The 17,062-nt window shown below is 64.2% G+C and carries 15 protein-coding genes; 12 read left to right on the top strand and 3 right to left on the bottom strand.

The annotated features are described in order from the left end of the window. The first annotated feature begins 128 nt into the window (after positions 1 to 128). The 9 genes from dnaK (at position 129) to IHE39_RS08190 (ending at position 9,530) form a co-directional block, all read left to right on the top strand. Positions 129 to 2,045: a molecular chaperone DnaK gene (dnaK, locus tag IHE39_RS08230; RefSeq protein ID WP_184768448.1), complete on the top strand. Its 1,917-nt coding sequence runs from the start codon at positions 129 to 131 to the stop codon at positions 2,043 to 2,045. A 168-nt stretch (positions 2,046 to 2,213) separates the two neighbouring features. Further along, positions 2,214 to 3,338 (top strand): acyltransferase family protein, encoded by a 1,125-nt coding sequence (locus IHE39_RS08225; RefSeq protein ID WP_192566152.1) that lies wholly within the window; start codon positions 2,214 to 2,216, stop codon positions 3,336 to 3,338. 141 nt (positions 3,339 to 3,479) lie between these two features. Beyond that, positions 3,480 to 4,613, top strand: a complete 1,134-nt coding sequence (dnaJ, locus tag IHE39_RS08220; RefSeq protein WP_184768450.1) for a molecular chaperone DnaJ — start codon at positions 3,480 to 3,482, stop codon at positions 4,611 to 4,613. A 98-nt stretch (positions 4,614 to 4,711) separates the two neighbouring features. After that, positions 4,712 to 5,317, top strand: a complete 606-nt coding sequence (pmtA, locus tag IHE39_RS08215; protein WP_192566151.1) for a phospholipid N-methyltransferase PmtA — start codon at positions 4,712 to 4,714, stop codon at positions 5,315 to 5,317. A 90-nt stretch (positions 5,318 to 5,407) separates the two neighbouring features. After that, the gene (locus tag IHE39_RS08210) at positions 5,408 to 6,004 is read left to right on the top strand and encodes an NADPH-dependent FMN reductase (protein WP_184768452.1); all 597 of its coding nucleotides are present in this window, start codon (positions 5,408 to 5,410) and stop codon (positions 6,002 to 6,004) included. Further along, the gene (pyrF, locus tag IHE39_RS08205; RefSeq protein ID WP_184768453.1) at positions 6,001 to 6,702 is read left to right on the top strand and encodes an orotidine-5'-phosphate decarboxylase; all 702 of its coding nucleotides are present in this window, start codon (positions 6,001 to 6,003) and stop codon (positions 6,700 to 6,702) included. The genes IHE39_RS08210 and pyrF overlap by 4 nt, the downstream gene beginning before the upstream one ends. Positions 6,703 to 6,781: 79 nt before the next feature. Then, on the top strand, positions 6,782 to 7,069 hold the full coding sequence (locus IHE39_RS08200; RefSeq protein ID WP_184768454.1) for a DUF1330 domain-containing protein: 288 nt from the start codon (positions 6,782 to 6,784) through the stop codon (positions 7,067 to 7,069). 260 nt (positions 7,070 to 7,329) lie between these two features. Beyond that, positions 7,330 to 8,601, top strand: a complete 1,272-nt coding sequence (locus IHE39_RS08195) for a polyhydroxyalkanoate depolymerase (RefSeq protein WP_192566150.1) — start codon at positions 7,330 to 7,332, stop codon at positions 8,599 to 8,601. 299 nt (positions 8,602 to 8,900) lie between these two features. Next, complete coding sequence (locus IHE39_RS08190) at positions 8,901 to 9,530, top strand: transglutaminase-like cysteine peptidase (RefSeq protein WP_184768456.1); 630 nt, start codon at positions 8,901 to 8,903, stop codon at positions 9,528 to 9,530. Between the two features lie 217 nt (positions 9,531 to 9,747). On the opposite strand, the gene IHE39_RS08185 is transcribed toward IHE39_RS08190, so the two are convergent. Continuing rightward, entirely contained in the window at positions 9,748 to 11,280 is a 1,533-nt protein-coding gene (locus IHE39_RS08185) for a YifB family Mg chelatase-like AAA ATPase (protein WP_192566582.1), read from the bottom strand. A 371-nt stretch (positions 11,281 to 11,651) separates the two neighbouring features. Here IHE39_RS08185 and IHE39_RS08180 point away from each other — a divergent pair, with 371 nt between their 5' ends. Together IHE39_RS08180 and cml are read left to right on the top strand one after the other, a co-directional pair. Continuing rightward, complete coding sequence (locus IHE39_RS08180; protein ID WP_246485430.1) at positions 11,652 to 12,632, top strand: sensor domain-containing diguanylate cyclase; 981 nt, start codon at positions 11,652 to 11,654, stop codon at positions 12,630 to 12,632. A 278-nt stretch (positions 12,633 to 12,910) separates the two neighbouring features. Further along, complete coding sequence (gene cml / locus IHE39_RS08175) at positions 12,911 to 14,101, top strand: CmlA/FloR family chloramphenicol efflux MFS transporter (protein WP_192566148.1); 1,191 nt, start codon at positions 12,911 to 12,913, stop codon at positions 14,099 to 14,101. 463 nt (positions 14,102 to 14,564) lie between these two features. Here the strand turns inward: cml and gshB are convergent, their stop codons facing one another. Continuing rightward, positions 14,565 to 15,509 carry a glutathione synthase gene (gshB, locus tag IHE39_RS08170; protein WP_184768477.1) on the bottom strand — a complete coding sequence of 315 codons (945 nt, stop codon included), beginning with the start codon at positions 15,507 to 15,509 and terminating at the stop codon, positions 14,565 to 14,567. 138 nt (positions 15,510 to 15,647) lie between these two features. After that, positions 15,648 to 16,301: a TetR/AcrR family transcriptional regulator gene (locus IHE39_RS08165; protein ID WP_192566147.1), complete on the bottom strand. Its 654-nt coding sequence runs from the start codon at positions 16,299 to 16,301 to the stop codon at positions 15,648 to 15,650. Between the two features lie 105 nt (positions 16,302 to 16,406). Between IHE39_RS08165 and IHE39_RS08160 the strand changes: the two genes are divergently transcribed. Further along, positions 16,407 to 17,048 carry a ferric reductase-like transmembrane domain-containing protein gene (locus tag IHE39_RS08160; protein WP_192566146.1) on the top strand — a complete coding sequence of 214 codons (642 nt, stop codon included), beginning with the start codon at positions 16,407 to 16,409 and terminating at the stop codon, positions 17,046 to 17,048. Positions 17,049 to 17,062 lie beyond the last annotated feature (14 nt).

Here is a 17,062-nt window from a genome sequence, read left to right as displayed (position 1 = left end):
TATATACGCCGCAACACCGCTTCGGCCCGGAAAACCGGTGTCCGGGGCGGCATATCGAGTAAACAGGGGCTTTCGTCGGAACGCCTTTATGGGTCCAGAGAGCCTGCTTAGCGGAGAGAAGTAGTAAAATGGCAAAAGTTATCGGCATCGACCTGGGAACGACCAATTCCTGCGTCGCCGTCATGGACGGCAAGGACGCGAAAGTCATCGAGAACGCGGAAGGCGCGCGCACGACCCCTTCCATTGTCGCCTTCAGCGGCGACGGCGAGCGTCTCGTCGGCCAGCCGGCCAAGCGCCAGGCGGTTACCAATCCTGAAAACACGGTTTTTGCGGTCAAGCGCTTGATCGGCCGCCGTTATGACGATCCGGTCACCGCGAAGGACAAGAAGCTTGTCCCCTACGAGATCGTCAATGGCGACAACGGCGATGCCTGGGTTGAGGCTGGCGGCAAGAAGCAGTCGCCCAGCCAGATTTCGGCGATGATCCTGCAGAAGATGAAGGAAACGGCGGAAGCCTATCTCGGCGAGAAGGTCGAGAAGGCCGTCATCACCGTTCCTGCATACTTCAACGACGCACAGCGTCAGGCCACCAAGGACGCCGGCAAGATCGCTGGCCTCGAAGTGCTGCGCATCATCAACGAGCCGACTGCTGCGGCCCTCGCCTATGGCCTCGACAAGACCGAAGGCAAGACCATCGCGGTCTATGACCTTGGCGGCGGTACCTTCGATATCTCGGTTCTCGAAATCGGCGACGGCGTGTTCGAGGTCAAGTCGACCAACGGCGACACCTTCCTCGGCGGCGAAGACTTCGACATGCGCCTGGTCGAGTACCTGGCGGCCGAGTTCAAGAAGGAACAGGGCATCGACCTTAAGAACGACAAGCTGGCCCTGCAGCGTCTCAAGGAAGCTGCTGAAAAGGCCAAGATCGAGCTGTCGTCGACGACCCAGACCGAAATCAACCTGCCCTTCATCACCGCCGATGCGACGGGTCCGAAGCACCTGACGCTGAAGCTTTCGCGCGCCAAGTTCGAGCAGCTGGTCGACGACCTCGTCCAGCGCACGATCGAGCCGTGCAAGGCGGCGCTCAAGGATGCCGGCCTGAAGGCTGGCGAGATCGACGAAGTGGTTCTGGTCGGCGGCATGACCCGCATGCCCAAGATCCAGGAAATCGTGAAGCAGTTCTTCGGCAAGGAGCCGCACAAGGGCGTCAACCCCGATGAGGTGGTTGCTCTCGGTGCCGCCATCCAGGCCGGCGTTCTGCAGGGCGACGTCAAGGACGTGCTGCTGCTCGACGTGACCCCGCTGTCGCTGGGCATCGAGACGCTGGGCGGCGTGTTCACCCGCCTGATCGAGCGCAACACCACGATCCCGACCAAGAAGAGCCAGGTCTTCTCGACGGCTGAAGACAGCCAGTCGGCGGTGACCATCCGCGTCTTCCAGGGCGAGCGCGAAATGGCCCAGGACAACAAGATGCTCGGTCAGTTCGACCTCGTCGGCATTCCGCCCGCACCGCGCGGCGTGCCGCAGATCGAAGTGACCTTTGACATCGACGCCAACGGCATCGTCAACGTCTCGGCCAAGGACAAGGGCACCGGCAAGGAACACCAGATCCGCATCCAGGCATCTGGCGGCCTGTCCGACGCCGACATCGACAAGATGGTCAAGGACGCCGAGGTCAATGCTGACGCCGACAAGAAGCGCCGCGCGCTGGTCGAGGCCCGCAACCAGGCCGAAGGCCTGCTCAACAGCAGCGAAAAGTCGCTGAAGGAATATGGTGACAAGGTTACCGAAGCTGACCGCACCGCGATTTCCGACGCGATCGCAGCGCTGAAGACCGCGACCGAAGGCGACGATGCAGAGGCGATCAACGCTAAGTCGCAGGTGCTTGCCGAAGCTTCGATGAAGCTCGGCCAGGCCATGTACGAGGCCTCGCAGAAGGAAGCGGCTGAATCCGATGCCGCTGCCGATGCGGCCAAGGACAGCGACGTGGTCGACGCCGATTTCGAAGAGATCGACGACAACGACGACAAGAAGAAGTCGGCCTGATCGGTTCGACATCCAGTCCAGCGGAAAGCCCGGCCCTCGCGCCGGGCTTTCTTTTTTGTCCGGAATACTGCTGTCGACAGCGTTTAAGCATAAGGAAAGAAAGTACAGGCAGGCTGGGATCGAGATCGGCTGAGCGTTGACCTCAACCGCGCGGTGGTGGAGGGCGGCATGCACTTCAGGACACTCGAAGTCTGGCGGCTGGCGGCGGCCCTGACCGTCATGATGTGGCATTTCCTGCGCTATGCGCCGCCCGGACACGAGGCGGCGAGCAACGCGCTCTACCGGCTGATGCCGCTGATGGAGATGTTTTTCATGATCTCCGGCTTCCTGATCATGCTGCGTTATGCCGACACGCTGATGACCGAGCCCGGATCGTTCCGCCGCTTCATCGTGCGCCGCCTCGCCCGCCTCTATCCGCTCTACCTGGCGACGTTGCTGTTTTTCTGCGTCGTTGCGCTGGCGCTGCATTTCGGCTGGGTACAGTCGCAGCAACCCGAGCGTTATGCCTGGACGGCACTACCGGCAAATTTGATGCTGGTCCAGGCTTGGGGGCTGACCGACAATCTGACCTTCAACTATGTCAGCTGGACGCTGTCGGCCGAATGGTTCTGCTATCTTGCTTTGCCGGTCATCGTGCTTGCCTATCGCCGCCATGGCATGTGGGGGCTGGCGGTGGTGGCGGCCTCCGCCGTCACCGTGCTGGAATTCGCGGTGATGCTGGGTTGGATCCCGTTTCCGAGCTGGCTCGAGGCCAACACCTGGGGCGCCTATCGCGCTTTCGCCGATTTCGCGCTCGGCGCGATGGTGGCGGTGGCGGTGCGCGACTCCAGGCTCACGCTGTCGAGCCACCTGCCCGGCTGGCTGGTTTTTGCCCTGGCGATCGCCGCCATGGCAACGCAGCAGAACGCCTATGTCATCGTGCTGTTGCTGGCGGCGGCGACGTTCCTTGCCGCCCTTGCCGAACGCAACAATCCCGACGGCGCGCTTTATCTCAAGCCGCTGCATCCGCTCGGCCGGGTCTCGTTCGGCATCTACATGATCCACCCGGTCATCGAGACGCTGCTGCTGGCCCTGGTATGGCGCAAGCTGGTCGAACCGCTCGAGGTGGTTGGCTTCTACACCTTCTGGCTGGTGCCGGCGGTGACCGTGCTGGTGGTGGCAATGGCCTCGGACCGCTACTTTGAAGGGCCGGTGAGCCAGTATCTCAATGCCCGATTGGGTGCCGAGAAGCCCAAAGTCGCTCGGCAGCGCATCGCCTCAGCGGCCCCAAGGCCACAACGGCTGCAAAATTAGCCGATTTTCTGCCGAAATCTGCCGCTTCGGCCGCCCGGCCTATGGCATACCGGCGCATGGTTTACTAAATCGGGGCCTATTACCACCGATGGCGCAAACGCGATTGCTCGCGCCGAGGCAGTGACCAGACAGCGGGAAGATATGAAAGCTGATTTCTACGAAACGCTGGGCGTCCAGAAGGGCGCTGACGAGAAGGAGCTCAAGTCGGCCTTTCGCAAGCTTGCCATGCAGTTCCACCCCGACCGCAATCCGGGCGATGACGCGTGCGAGCACAAGTTCAAGGAAATCAACGAAGCCTACGAGACGCTGAAGGACCCGCAGAAGCGCGCCGCCTATGACCGCTTCGGCCACGCCGCCTTCGAAAATGGCGGCATGGGCAATGGCGGCGGCCAGGGCTTTGGCGCCGGCGGTTTCGCCGACATCTTCGAAGACATCTTCGGCGACATGATGGGCGGCGGGCGCCGCCGCTCCTCGGGTGGCCGCGAGCGCGGTGCCGACCTGCGCTACAACATGGAAATTTCGCTCGAGGAGGCCTTTGCCGGCAAGACCGCGCAGATCCGCGTGCCGACCTCGATCCTGTGCACCGAATGCGCCGGTTCGGGCGCCAAACCAGGCACCCAGCCGGTGACCTGCTCGATGTGCCAGGGCCACGGCAAGGTGCGCGCAAGCCAGGGCTTCTTCTCGATCGAGCGCACTTGCCCCCAATGCCAGGGCCGCGGCCAGACGATCAAGGACCCGTGCGGCAAATGCGCCGGCCAGGGTCGCGTCACCGAAGAGCGTTCGCTGTCGGTCAACATCCCTTCGGGTATCGAGGACGGCACCCGCATTCGCCTCGCCAATGAAGGTGAGGCCGGTCTGCGCGGTGGTCCTTCGGGCGACCTCTACATCTTCCTGTCGGTCAAGCCGCACGAGTTCTTCCAGCGCGACGGCGCCGACCTCTATTGCAAGGTGCCGATCTCCATGACCACAGCCGCCCTTGGCGGCTCGTTCGAGGTGGCGACGCTCGATGGTACCCAGACGCGCGTGAAGGTGCCTGAAGGCACCCAGAACGGCCGCCAGTTCCGCCTCAAGGGCAAAGGCATGCCGGTGCTGCGCCAGCCGCAGATCGGCGACCTCTACATCCAGACCGCCGTCGAGACGCCGCAGAGCCTGACGCGCCGGCAGCGCGAGCTGCTCGAGGAGTTCGAGAAGCTTTCCTCGACCGAGAACTCGCCGCAGTCGAGCGGCTTCTTTTCGCGCATGAAGGACTTTTTCGAGTCCTTCGGCGATAAATGAGGATGTTTCTGCCGTAACGGAAATTGAGCCAGCTTTGTGCTTGCGCTGAGCCACTTAGCTGTTATTTCTCCCCCAGCAGCGGTGAGGAGATCGAAGCGATGCCACGCGGTTCCGGATTGCGCAAAACCCTTGCGGCCAAGTTCGATGACGAGCTGAAGTTCTTCAAGGGCTGGATCGATAAGCCCAAGGCCGTCGGTTCGATCGTGCCGACAAGCTCGGTCACCGCCAAGCGCATGGCTTCGGTGGTCAACACCCGCTCGGGCCTGCCGGTCCTCGAAGTCGGGCCCGGCACCGGCGTCATCACCAAGGCGATCCTCGCCCACGGCGTGAAGCCGGAGGATCTCTACACGGTTGAATATTCAGCCGATTTCGTCCAGCACCTGCGCCGCCTCTATCCGCGCGTCAACGTCATCGAGGGCGACGCCTTCGACCTCGACAACACGCTCGGCGACAACAAGGACCTTGTCTTCGACTCGGTCGTCTCAGGTGTGCCGCTGCTCAACTTTCCGGTCACCAGCCGCGTCGCCTATCTCGAGGGCCTACTCAAGCGCATCCCGGCCGGCCGGCCGGTGATCCAGCTCACCTATGGCCCGAAGTCGCCGATTCCGCCGGGCCTCGGCAACTACACCGTCGAGCATTTCGACTTCATCATCCGCAATATTCCGCCGACGCAGCTTTGGGTCTATCGGCGCGCCAAGCACTGAGTGCTGCGGCCTTGATTTGGCCGGCTGATCGCCCCTATACCGTCGCCACGATGTTGGGTGCGCCTTGCCGGGCGTGCCACAGGATGGATGATGCCGCTCGTTCCCAGAATCCTCGTCTTTGCCGGTTCGACAAGGACCGGCGCCTATAGCGGCCGCACGGCCGACATAGCGCAGAAGGAACTGGCGCTGCAGGGCGCCGATGTGACGCGCATCTCGCTCGCTGACTATCCGCTGCCGATCATGGACGAAGACCTCGAAGAGCGCGACGGCGTGCCCGAAAACGCCGTCAAGCTCGCCCGCCTGATCGACATGCACGATGCGGTGCTGATCGCGACCCCCGAATATAATGGCTCGATGCCGCCGCTGCTCAAGAACGCCATCGACTGGATAAGCCGCGTGCGCAACGACGGCGGCAGGCGACTGCAGCCTTATGCCGGCAAGCTGGTGGCGATCTGCTCGTCCTCCGACGGTCATTTCGCCGGCATCCGCAGCGCCACCCATCTTCGCGCGGTGCTGTCGCACATCCAGATGGAAGTGATTTCACCGCAGGTTTCGGTGCCGCATGGCGGCGAGGCCTTCGACGACGATGGCGACTTCCGCGAGGAGCGCCTGCGCAAGGGCATGCAGCGGCTGTGCCATGCGCTGATCGAACGAGCCACCATGATGTCGCGAAGGGTAGAACCATGAGCAGCATAGACACTATACGCGACCGCCTGATCGTCGGTCTCGACCTGCCGACCGTCAAGGAAGCGGAAAGGGCGGTACGCGAACTCGAAGGCACCGCCAGTTTCTACAAGATCGGCTACCAGCTGGCCTTTGCCGGCGGGCTCGATTTCGCCCGCGAGCTGGCCAGCGGCGGCACCAAGGTTTTCCTCGACATGAAGCTGCTCGACATCGACAACACGGTGGCCAAGGGCGTCGAGAACATCGTCAAGATGGGCATGACCATGCTGACGCTGCATGCCTATCCCAAGGCGATGAAGGCGGCGGTGGAGGCCGCCAGGGGCAGCGACCTGTGCCTGCTTGCGGTGACGGTGCTGACCTCGATGGACGAGAAGGACATGATCGACGCGGGCTACGAATACGACCCGCACACGCTGGTGCTGCGCCGCGCCGAACAGGCGCTCACGGCAAAGATGGGCGGCATCGTCTGCTCGGCCAGCGAAGCCTCCGCCGTGCGCCGCATCGTCGGGCCCAACATGGCCGTGGTGACGCCGGGCATCCGCCCTTCCGGAAGCGACCATGGCGACCAGAAGCGTGTCGTTACCCCGGCTGACGCCATGCGCAACGGCTCGAGCCACCTTGTCGTCGCCCGTCCGATCGTCGGCGCGGTTGACAGGAAGGCTGCAGCCCAGGCTATCCTTGAGGAAATGGCAAAGGCCTAAAATTCTGCTGTGACGGACGCCTGCCGCGGTTTTCTCCGCTTCAGCGAATTTTGGAGACGTCGCAGCCCGGGAGGAAAAAATGACCAAGGCTTACTGGATCGCTCGTGTCGATGTCCGAGACCCCGAGGGCTACAAGGGTTACGTGGCTGCCGCAAAGCCGGCCTTCGAACGCTTTGGCGCCAGGTTCGTCGCCCGTGGCGGTGCCCACGAGGCCGTCGAGGGCACCGGCCGGGCGCGAAACGTCATCATCGAGTTCGCCTCGATGGAGGATGCGCGCAACTGCTACTTCTCGCCGGAATACCAGCACGCCAAGTCGATCCGCCAGCAGTTCGCCGATGGCGAAATCATGCTGGTCGAAGGCATCTAGCACCGTCGCAAAGCCCTGATTTGTGCTGGCGCGTGCCCGCGGGCCTGATTCGGGGTCTTGCGGCGCTGCACAACGTCAAGACCGGCCGATGCTGAGCCGGCGGCGCCATTGGAAACGGATTTTCAACAGCTTGGCCTAAACAATGACCCTGTTTCGTGCCGAATGAGATATTGCATCGCAGCAGATGTTTGTTAACTTCGCTGCATTGCATGACGGGCCTCCGGCCGGCTCGCCTCCCCGAATGGCCGTATGAGGACATCATGTTTTACCAGCTCTATGAAACGACCCATGCTGCGTTGCAGCCGGCGCGCGCCTATGCCGACGCGGTCAAGCTGTTCTATTCCAACCCGCTCAATCCGTTCTCGCACATGCCGCTGGGCCGCTCGGTCGCCGCGATGGCAGAACTGTTCGAACGCACGACGCGGCGCTACGGCAAGCCGGCCTTCGGCCTCGACAAGACGGTGGTCAACTTCCAGCCGGTGGCCGTGTCCGAGAAGATCACCTGGTCGCGGCCATTCTGCAACCTGATCCATTTCGAGCGCGACCTGCCCGCCGGCCGTCGCCCCGACCCCAAGCTGCTGATCGTGGCGCCGATGTCGGGCCACTATGCGACGCTGCTGCGCGGCACCGTCGAGGCGATGCTGCCGCATGCCGACGTCTACATTACCGATTGGACCGACGCCCGCATGGTGCCGGTGACCGAAGGCAAGTTCGATCTCGACGACTACATCGACTATGTCATCGACATGTTCCACGCGCTTGGACCAGACACCCATGTGATGGCGGTGTGCCAGCCATCGGTTCCGGTGCTCGCCGCAGTGGCCGTCATGGAGGCGCGCGGCGACCGTTTCGCGCCGTCGACCATGACGCTGATGGGCGGACCGATCGACACGCGTCGCAACCCGACCGCCGTCAACGAGCTCGCCGAGAAGAAGAGCATCGAGTGGTTCCGCGACAACGTCATCATGCAGGTGCCGTGGCCAGCACCCGGCTTTGCCCGCGAGGTCTATCCGGGCTTCCTGCAGCTGTCGGGCTTCATGACCATGAACCTCGACCGCCACATCATCGCCCACAAGGACTTCTTCATGCACCTGGTGAAGAACGATGGCGACGGCGCCGAAAAGCACCGCGAGTTTTATGACGAATATCTGGCGGTGATGGACCTGACCGCCGAGTTCTACCTGCAGACCGTCGATACGGTGTTTGTGCGTCACGCTCTGCCCAAGGGCGAGATGACCCATCGCGGCCAGCTGGTCGACACGACGGCGATCCGCAACGTAGCGCTGTTCACCGTCGAGGGCGAGAACGACGACATTTCAGGCCTTGGCCAGACCCAGGCCGCGCATGAGCTGTGCGTCAACGTTCCCGACGAGATGAAGGCGCATTACATGCAGCCGGCGGTCGGCCATTACGGCGTCTTCAACGGCTCGCGTTTCCGCGCCGAGATCGTGCCGCGCATCGTCGACTTCATGACGAGCTATGGTGCTTCCGCGCGCAAGGCGGCCAAGCCGCGTCTGGTGCGCCAGGCCTGACGGCCGACTGCCAGCCAGTCTCATCTTTTCCACAGGCAGGGCCCGGTGCATGCGCCGGGCCTTTCTGCGGGGTGGGCGTGCATCGAGGGACACGGCACCCTAACTCGTTGAATTCGTGCGGCGTGCCTGGAGAAAGCCGGCTCCGGTCGTTGGACGGCGGTGCTGCACCTCTGTTGCACAATTATCGCTTGGCCGCCGCTGCGGTAACCATGTCTGCAATCTGCCGCTCGCTTCGATTGACTCTGCCCGGTCAACGATCTTAACGTTTTGTTAACGATGTAAAGGGGCGAGCGGGGCAGATGATTTCCGCGGCAGGCGTACGGCGCGCAGCGGGGCGCGCTGGTGTGTTTTTCGGGCTGACGGCTGGCGCTGTCTTGTCCGTCGGCGCCACCTTGGCCGTGGCCCAGCCGATGGCCACCGGCGGCCTGACCTCGCAGCCGATCGGCCATTATGATTTCTGTCGCCTCAACCCGGCCGAATGCTCGATCAAGGAGCGCGATGCCGGCCCAGCACAGATGACCGGGGCGTTGTGGCGCAAGATCGTTGCCGTCAACATCGCCGTCAACGCGGCGATCAAGCCGATGAACGACATCGACATTTACGGCCGCGACGAAGTCTGGACCTATCCCGACAATGGCGAAGGCGACTGCGAGGACTACGTGCTCGAAAAGCGCCGGACGCTCAGCCGCGAAGGCATCTCGCTGTCTGACCTGCTGATTACGGTCGTGCGCAAGCCCGATGGCGAAGGCCATGCGGTGCTGACCGTGCGCACCTCGAAGGGCGACTTCGTGCTCGACAATCTCACCGACTCCGTGCGCCAGTGGGACGAGACCGGCTACAACTATCTCAAGCGCCAGTCGGCGGAGAACACCGGCCGCTGGGTGACGATCCGCGAAGGCCAGACAACGATGGTCGGCTCGGTCAGGTAGGTTTCTTCCAGACCTTGCGCCGTCGCCTGTTGCGCGAGCGCCGGCAAGCGGCCTAACGATGCAGCGATGACCGGGCGCAACGACGCCGATTTCCGCCAGCGCTACGGAAGCGGTCGGCGCTTGTCAGCTATTCGCTTCCTTGCCGATCTTTTATTGCCTCCCTCCTTCCCCGGGCGATGGCCTGAACATGGTTTTGTGCGCGCGGCGCTCCGCCCCCTTACGCCGCCTGCGCAATGCGTTCTGCGCTGATGCGGTATGAAATCGCCTCGGCGAGATGGATGCGGCCGACAGTCTCGTTGCCGTCGAGGTCGGCCAGCGTGCGCGCCACCTTGAGCACGCGGTGATAGGCGCGGGCGGAAAAACCAAGCTTTTCGCTGGCGTCGCGTAGTAGCGACAGCCCGGCGGCGTCGGGCGCGGCGATATCTTCGATCAGGCCGGCGGCGCATTGCGCGTTGGTGGTGGCGCCTGACGCCCCATGGCGTTCGAGCCGCTCGCGCTGGATGGTGCGGGCCCGGGCAACACGCAAGGCGACATCGGCGCTGGCTTCAGACCTGCCGCCGCGGATGAGGTCGGAGGCCGAGACCGCCGGCACCTCGATGCGCAGGTCGATGCGGTCGAGCAGCGGACCGGAGATGCGCGCCTGGTAGTCGGACTGGCAGCGCGTGCCGCGCAGGCAGCGATAGCCGGGCTCGCCGGCCATGCCGCAACGGCACGGATTCATCGCCGCGACGAGCTGGATCCGGGCCGGATAGGTGATGCGGTGATTGGCGCGCGCGATCATGCATTCGCCCGCTTCGAGCGGCTGGCGCAAGGAATCGAGCACCTGCGGGGTGAATTCGGGGAATTCGTCGAGGAACAGGACGCCATGATGGGCGAGCGACACCTCGCCCGGCCGCGCCCGCACGCCGCCGCCGACCATTGCCGCCATCGAGGCCGAATGGTGCGGCGCGCGGAACGGCCGCCGGTCGGTGAGCTTGCCTTCGGCAAGTTCGCCGGCGATGGAGGCGATCATCGACACTTCGAGCAGCTCCTTGGGCGACAGCGGCGGCAGGATCGACGGCAGCCTTGCCGCCAGCATCGACTTGCCGGCGCCGGGCGGGCCGACCATCAAGAGATTATGGCCGCCGGCGGCAGCAACCTCGAGTGCCCGCCTGGCGCTTTCCTGGCCCTTGATGTCGGCGAGGTCGGGCAGGTCGCGCGCCGCGGCGCGGATGCCCGGTTCGGGGCGCGACAGCACCTGGGTGCCGCGAAAGTGGTTGGCGATGGCAATCAGGCTGCGCGGTGCCAGGATGTCGATGCCGGCGCCGGCCCATGCTGCTTCCGGTCCGCTGGCGGCGGGGCAGATCAGCCCCTTGCCTTCGGCATTCGCCCCGATCGCCGCCGGCAATGCCCCTGCTACCGCCGAAATCGTGCCGTCGAGCGACAACTCGCCGAGCACGACATAGGCGGCGAGCGCATCGCTGGGCAACGCGCCGATTGCCGCCATCAGTCCAAGCGCAATCGGCAGGTCGTAGTGGCTGCCTTCCTTGGGCAGGTCGGCCGGGGCGAGGTTGACGGTGACCTTCTTGGCCGGCATCGACAGGCCGGAGGCGTGCAGCGCCGCCTGCACCCGTTCGCGGCTTTCGGCCACCGCCTTGTCGGGCAGGCCGACGATCTGCATGCCGACCTTGCCCGGCGCCACCATCACCTGCACGTCGACGGGAACCGCCTCGATACCCTGGAACGCGACAGTGCGCACGCGCGAAACCATGCTGCTCTCCCTGTAGCGCAGCATGCCCTTGAGGACGTACGGATGCGCTGCGGCAATTTCATGCACGTTGGTTCTAATCGGCAGGCGGCCCTTCGCCTGCGTCAAGCCGTTGAAGTCTCAAGCCAAGACAAGCATAGATTGCAGAAGCATGCAAGAACAATTCAAGAACATTCGCTCTGGTGCAGCTTGAGTTTGGGATGCGTTAACCCTAGCGCGCGCTGTGGTGCCGCCACGGCATTAGAGAGAGGGAATATTAAGCGCTGCCGCGCGAATGTGGTACCGGCAACAGGGGGCAGCCGATCCAAACCATGCGCAGTCCGTCATCGCGACGCATACGGCGGCGGGCCGTTCTCAGGGACCGCGACGCAGGCATGATCGCCGGGCTCGAGGCAAGGCTTGAGGCGCAGGCCGCGTTGATCCGCGAGCAGGCCGCCTCGCTGGCGCACAGCCAGAAAATCTTCGACCGCGCCTCGGCCGCTGCCCGCATCGGCGTGTGGCAATGCAATCTTGCCGACCAGGCCCTGCTATGGACCGACGTGGTCTATGACCTTTTCGACCTGCCGCGCGACGCAGCGCTTGACCGGTCGGAAATCGTCAAGTGCTACACGCCGGCCTCGGCCGCCGAGCTGCACGCCAAGCGCAGCAAGGGAATAGCGGAGCGCACCGGCTTCGGCCTCGACGCCGAGATCGTGACCGCCAAGGGCAACCGCCGCTGGATCCGCATCACCGCCAGTGTCGAATGCGAGGACGGCGTGGCCGTGCGCATCTTCGGCATGAAGCAGGACATCACCGAAGAGAAGATCCTCGCCGACCAGACCCGCTATCTCGCCGAATACGACGTCATGACCGGGCTTGCCAACCGCAGCCTGTTCCAGTCGAAGCTGGCAGAGCTGACGGCTCCTAGCCCTGACCAGCCCGCGCTCGGCGCGCTGCTGCTTGTCGATCTCGACGGCTTCAAGCAGATCAACGACACTTTTGGCCATATCGCCGGCGACGAGTGCCTCAAGGAAGTGGCGCGGCGCCTGGAGGGAGCCTGTGTCGGTGTCGATCTCGTCTCGCGCATCGGCGGCGACGAATTCGCCGTGCTGGTGGGGCCGGGGCTCGATCTCGCGAAGATTTCGGAACTTGCGCGCGACATCATCGACAGGCTGGGCAGGCCGGTCGGCCATGGTGGCCGGGCGTTGAAGCTCGGCGCCTCGATCGGCATCGCGTTGTATGAAGAATGCACGCCGTCGGAACTGCTGGTGCGGGCCGACACGGCGCTGTATGCGGCCAAGTTCGCCGGCCGCAACACCTTCCGGATGTTCAAGGCTACCGAAATGAGCGGCGTTCGCAACCCGCGCGCCGCCTGAGGCGACAGGCTTGTCCCTGACGGCATGGGCTGGTATTGCGACCGCGAGCCGTCACGGGCGCTGATATTCGCGAGACATGAACATGGGCACAGCCAAGTCCGCAGACATATAGGCCGCAACGACACCTAGCGTTGTTGCGGCGCCCTGCCCCTCATTCAGAGATCATAGGCCTGTCCAGCGCGGCTGCCGGAAATCGTTTCCGGTTTCGAGCCGATGCATTGGACAAACGAAGTGGCAGATCGCCGCCAGATGAAATTCATTTGTGCGGATGAAAAGTCATGCCCAATCGAAACTCCCTCCCTTCGTGGAGCTACTCCCTGCGCGCGGCACTGCTGCTGATGGCGCCTTTCGACATCCTGGCCTCGCTGGCCATGGACATCTACCTGCCGGTGGTGCCGGCGATGCCTGCAATCCTCGGCACGACGCCGGAGGTCGTCCAACTGACGCTGAGCCTCTACATGATCGTGCTCGGGCTCGGGCAGGTGGTGTTCGGCCCGATCTCCGACCGGATCGGCCGGCGACCTGTGCTGATATCGGGCGCGCTGTTGTTTGCGGCAACCTCTTTCCTGCTTGCCGTCACCTCGTCAGCGCCGCTGTTTGTCGTCCTGCGCGTCATCCAGGCGCTGGGCGCCTCGGCGGCACTTGTCGCCACCTTCGCCACGGTGCGCGACGTCTATGCCGAGCGGCCGGAAAGTGCCGTCATCTACGGCCTGTTCAGCGCCATGCTGGCCTGCGTGCCGGCACTCGGGCCGATCGCCGGCGCGCTGATCGCCCATGGCCTTGGCTGGCGGGCGATCTTCGTTACTCTCGGAATCCTGGCCCTGGCAGCGATGCTGAACGCGCTGCCACGCTGGCATGAGACGAGGCCAGAGGCGACGGTCCAGTCGCCTCTGGCCTTCCGGTCGATCCTCAAGAGCCCGACCTTCCAAGTCTACACTTTGGGCTTCAGCGCGGCGATGGGTGCGTTCTTCGTCTTTTTCTCGACGGCGCCGCGCGTGCTCATCGACTGTGCCGGTTTCTCCCAGCTCGGCTTCAGCCTCGCCTTTGCCACCGCGGCGGTGGCGATGATCGTGACCACACGCTTCGCCAGGCTGTTTGTGGCACGCTGGGGCATAGCGGGAAGCCTGGCGCGCGGCATGGCGATGCTGCTCATCGGCGCCGTGCTGCTCGCTCTCGGACAGCTATTCGCCGCGCCGTCGTTCCTCACCTTCGTCGTGCCGATGTGGGTGATCTCGGCAGGCATCGTCTTTGCCGGCGCGGTGACAGCGAATGGAGCGCTGCGGGACTTCGGCGACGCGGCCGGCACAGCCGTGGCGCTCTATTTCTGCGTCCAGAGCCTGATCGTCGGCGTCGTCGGTACGCTGGCGGTGCTCATGCTTGGCGGCGACACGGCCTGGCCGCTCGCCGCCTATTGCACCGCCATGGCCCTGGTGACGCTGGCCGGCCTTGGCTGGCTCAAGGCACGGTAGCCTGTAGTCGGGGCGGTCCAGTCAGGCCCGCTTCGCCGCGTCCCGGTGCTCCGGGGCGCGGCCCTTGAAGCGTTGCTGCCTGTCGATTTTCCGGTACGCCAGAGTACCTGGCAGACTTGGCCGAAGCTTCATCGATCAAATGCAGTCAGGCGAAGAAGGTTGCCTGTCATTTTGTTGCAGACGCAGTACTTCGTTGTACGGCGTCTGCACGCATGGAAGCTCATCTCTCGCTGGGGAGCATTGTCGCCCGTTTCCGGCGGATGCCATTCGCACGGTGGTAGGTGCAGCGGATACGGAAGAGACTGCGGGCCACATGCGCAGGCCCTCGCCCAACAAGCGGACTGTCGGTTCCAAACAGAACAGAATGGCGGCAGGGGTCCATAGCCGCGCCCAGGTCGAACGTGGCAGGCTGTTGGCCGGACAGGGCGAAAAACGTTGCTGAGGTGGAACGCCAGAGGAGCGGCTACTTCCCCCGCTTGCTCTCCACCGCGTCCCAGAATAGGGCGGCGATATCGGCGCCGCCGAACTTCTTGACCTCGCGGATGCCCGTCGGCGATGTCACGTTGATCTCGGTCATGTAGTCGCCGATGACGTCGATGCCGACGAGGATGAAGCCGCGCTCGCGCAGCGACGGGCCGATGCGGGCGCAGATCTCGCGCTCGCGTTCGGTCAGCTCGGTCTTCTCGGCGCGGCCGCCGGCATGCATGTTGGAGCGGGCGTCGTGCTCGGCCGGCACGCGGTTGATGGCGCCAACCGGCTCGCCGTCGATCAAAATGATGCGCTTGTCGCCCTTGCGTACGTCCTTGAGGTAGCGCTGGACGATGAACGGCTCGCGGAACATCTGGCCGAACATTTCGAGCAGCGACGACAGGTTCCGGTCGGCCTCGTGCAGGTGGAAGATGCCCGCACCGCCATTGCCGTAGAGCGGCTTGACGATGATGTCGCCGAACTCCTTGCGGAAGGCTGCCACCTCCTGCGGGTCCTTGGTGATCAGCGTCTCCGGCATCAGGTCGGCGAATTCGGTGACGAAGATCTTTTCGGGGCTGTTGCGCACCCAGGCCGGGTCGTTGACGACCAGCGTCTTGGGGTGGATGCGCTCAAGGATGTGGGTGGTGGTGATGTAGTTCATGTCGAAGGGCGGATCCTGGCGCAGCAGGATCACATCCATCTCCGACAGGTCTGTGCGGATCGGGTTGCCGAGGGTGAAGTGGTCGCCCTTGATGTCGCGCACTTCGAGCTTCTCGACGCGGGCGAAAACCTTTCCGTCGCGCATCGACAGGCGGTCTGGGGTGTAGTGGTAGAGCTCGTGGCCGCGCCGTTGCGCTTCCAGCGACAGCGCAAACGACGTGTCGCCGGCGATGTTGATGGTGGAGATGTGGTCCATCTGGACGGCGATCTTGAGGGCCATGGAGGTCTCCGGCGCGGCTGGTCTGGTCACGCAACCTGATACCCGGTTGCGCTGCGGTGACGAGGATGTAGCAATTTGCCGGCCTTATGCAATGGCAGCGGGTGCGAACAAGTTCGCTCGATCCGCCCGCTGGCCGTGCTACGCCCCGGCACGCCCCGTTGCTTGGCGGCCGCCGATCATGTCGATGAACAGATCGACCGCCTCGGCCATCGCCTGCCCGGCCGGCTTTTCGACGTGCCATTCGGTGAAATGGCCGTCGATCCACATCCGGCACAGGCCGTAGATGAAGGCGCGGGCCGACAGCATCAACGCGTCGGGGTCGAGGGCCGGAGAAATCCGGCCGCCCGCCTGGCCGCGGGCGATCAGGTCGAGCATGACAAGGCGGATCGCCTCGGTTTCGCCCGTGAGTTTCGGCGAGCCGTGGAAGTCGATGAGCGTGCGTGAGGCGATGACCTCGAAATGCGTCGGATTGGCGAGCGCCCAGGCGAGATAGCCGCGCGCAATGGCGCGCAGTCCTTCCACCGGGTCTGCGTCCCCGGTCGCCTCAAGCTCCTGCTGTACCGACAAGGTCAGGCGCCCCATGGCCTGCTCGGCCACCGCCGTCATCAATGCCGTCTTGTTGGCGAAGTGGCGAAAGGGGGCCGCAGGCGAAACGCCGGCGCGCTTGGCCGCTTCGCGCACCGAGACGGCGTCGACGCCCTTCTCCTCGATCAGCGCGATGGTGGCAGCGATGAGCTCCTCGACGAGGTTGCCGTGATGATAGGCCGCGCGGGTGCCGGGAGATTTCATCATAGCCCCTTACTAGCGGTCGGCTGGCTGGAATGTAAACGGCGTAAACATCGGCTTGACAGTTCTCCGCAATTCAATGTAATCAGTGCTTACATGGGAGAAGAAAACATGCGAGCATTGCCTGAAAGCGCTTCGGCCTGGCCACCGAATGGCTGGAGGCTGACCGCGTGGCTCGGCGCCGGCGTACTGGCAGCATGCGCCGGAGCCGTCAGCCTTGCAGGCGATCCGGTCGACGGCACGCGCATGGTGATCAGGTTGACCGCGCGCAGCTCGCTCATGCTGTTCGTGCTCGCCTTCACCGCTTCGAGCCTGGCGCAGCTCTGGCTCTCGGCGATGACGCGGTGGATCAGGGCGAACCGACGCTATTTCGGCCTGGCTTTCGCCTTTTCTCACGGCGTCCATGCCGCCGCCATCATCGCGCTGTCGCAGCTTGATCCGGTGCTGTTCGACGAGTTGACGGCGCCCGCCGCCTTCATCGCCGGCGGCACCGGCTATCTCGCCATCGTATTGATGGCCGCGACATCGTTCGCCCGGACGGCCGCGGCGATCGGGCCGAAGGCCTGGCGCATCATCCATACCGGCGGCGCCTGGTTCCTGGCCGTCTTCTTCGTTGTCAATTTCGGTCGCCGCGCGGTGCTCAGGCCGGAACTCTACTGGCCTTACATGGCGCTAATCCTCGCCGCGATCGCGCTGCGGCTGGTCGCACACTTCCGTAACCGCAAACGCGACGCGGCGACCCAGGGCGCCTAGCTGCCGTCTCGTCC

Source organism: Aminobacter carboxidus, from assembly GCF_014863355.1.
Classification (GTDB): domain Bacteria; phylum Pseudomonadota; class Alphaproteobacteria; order Rhizobiales; family Rhizobiaceae; genus Aminobacter; species Aminobacter carboxidus.
The sequence above is the reverse complement of the archived record's forward strand: the minus strand, read 5'-3'. Positions and strand labels throughout refer to the sequence as shown.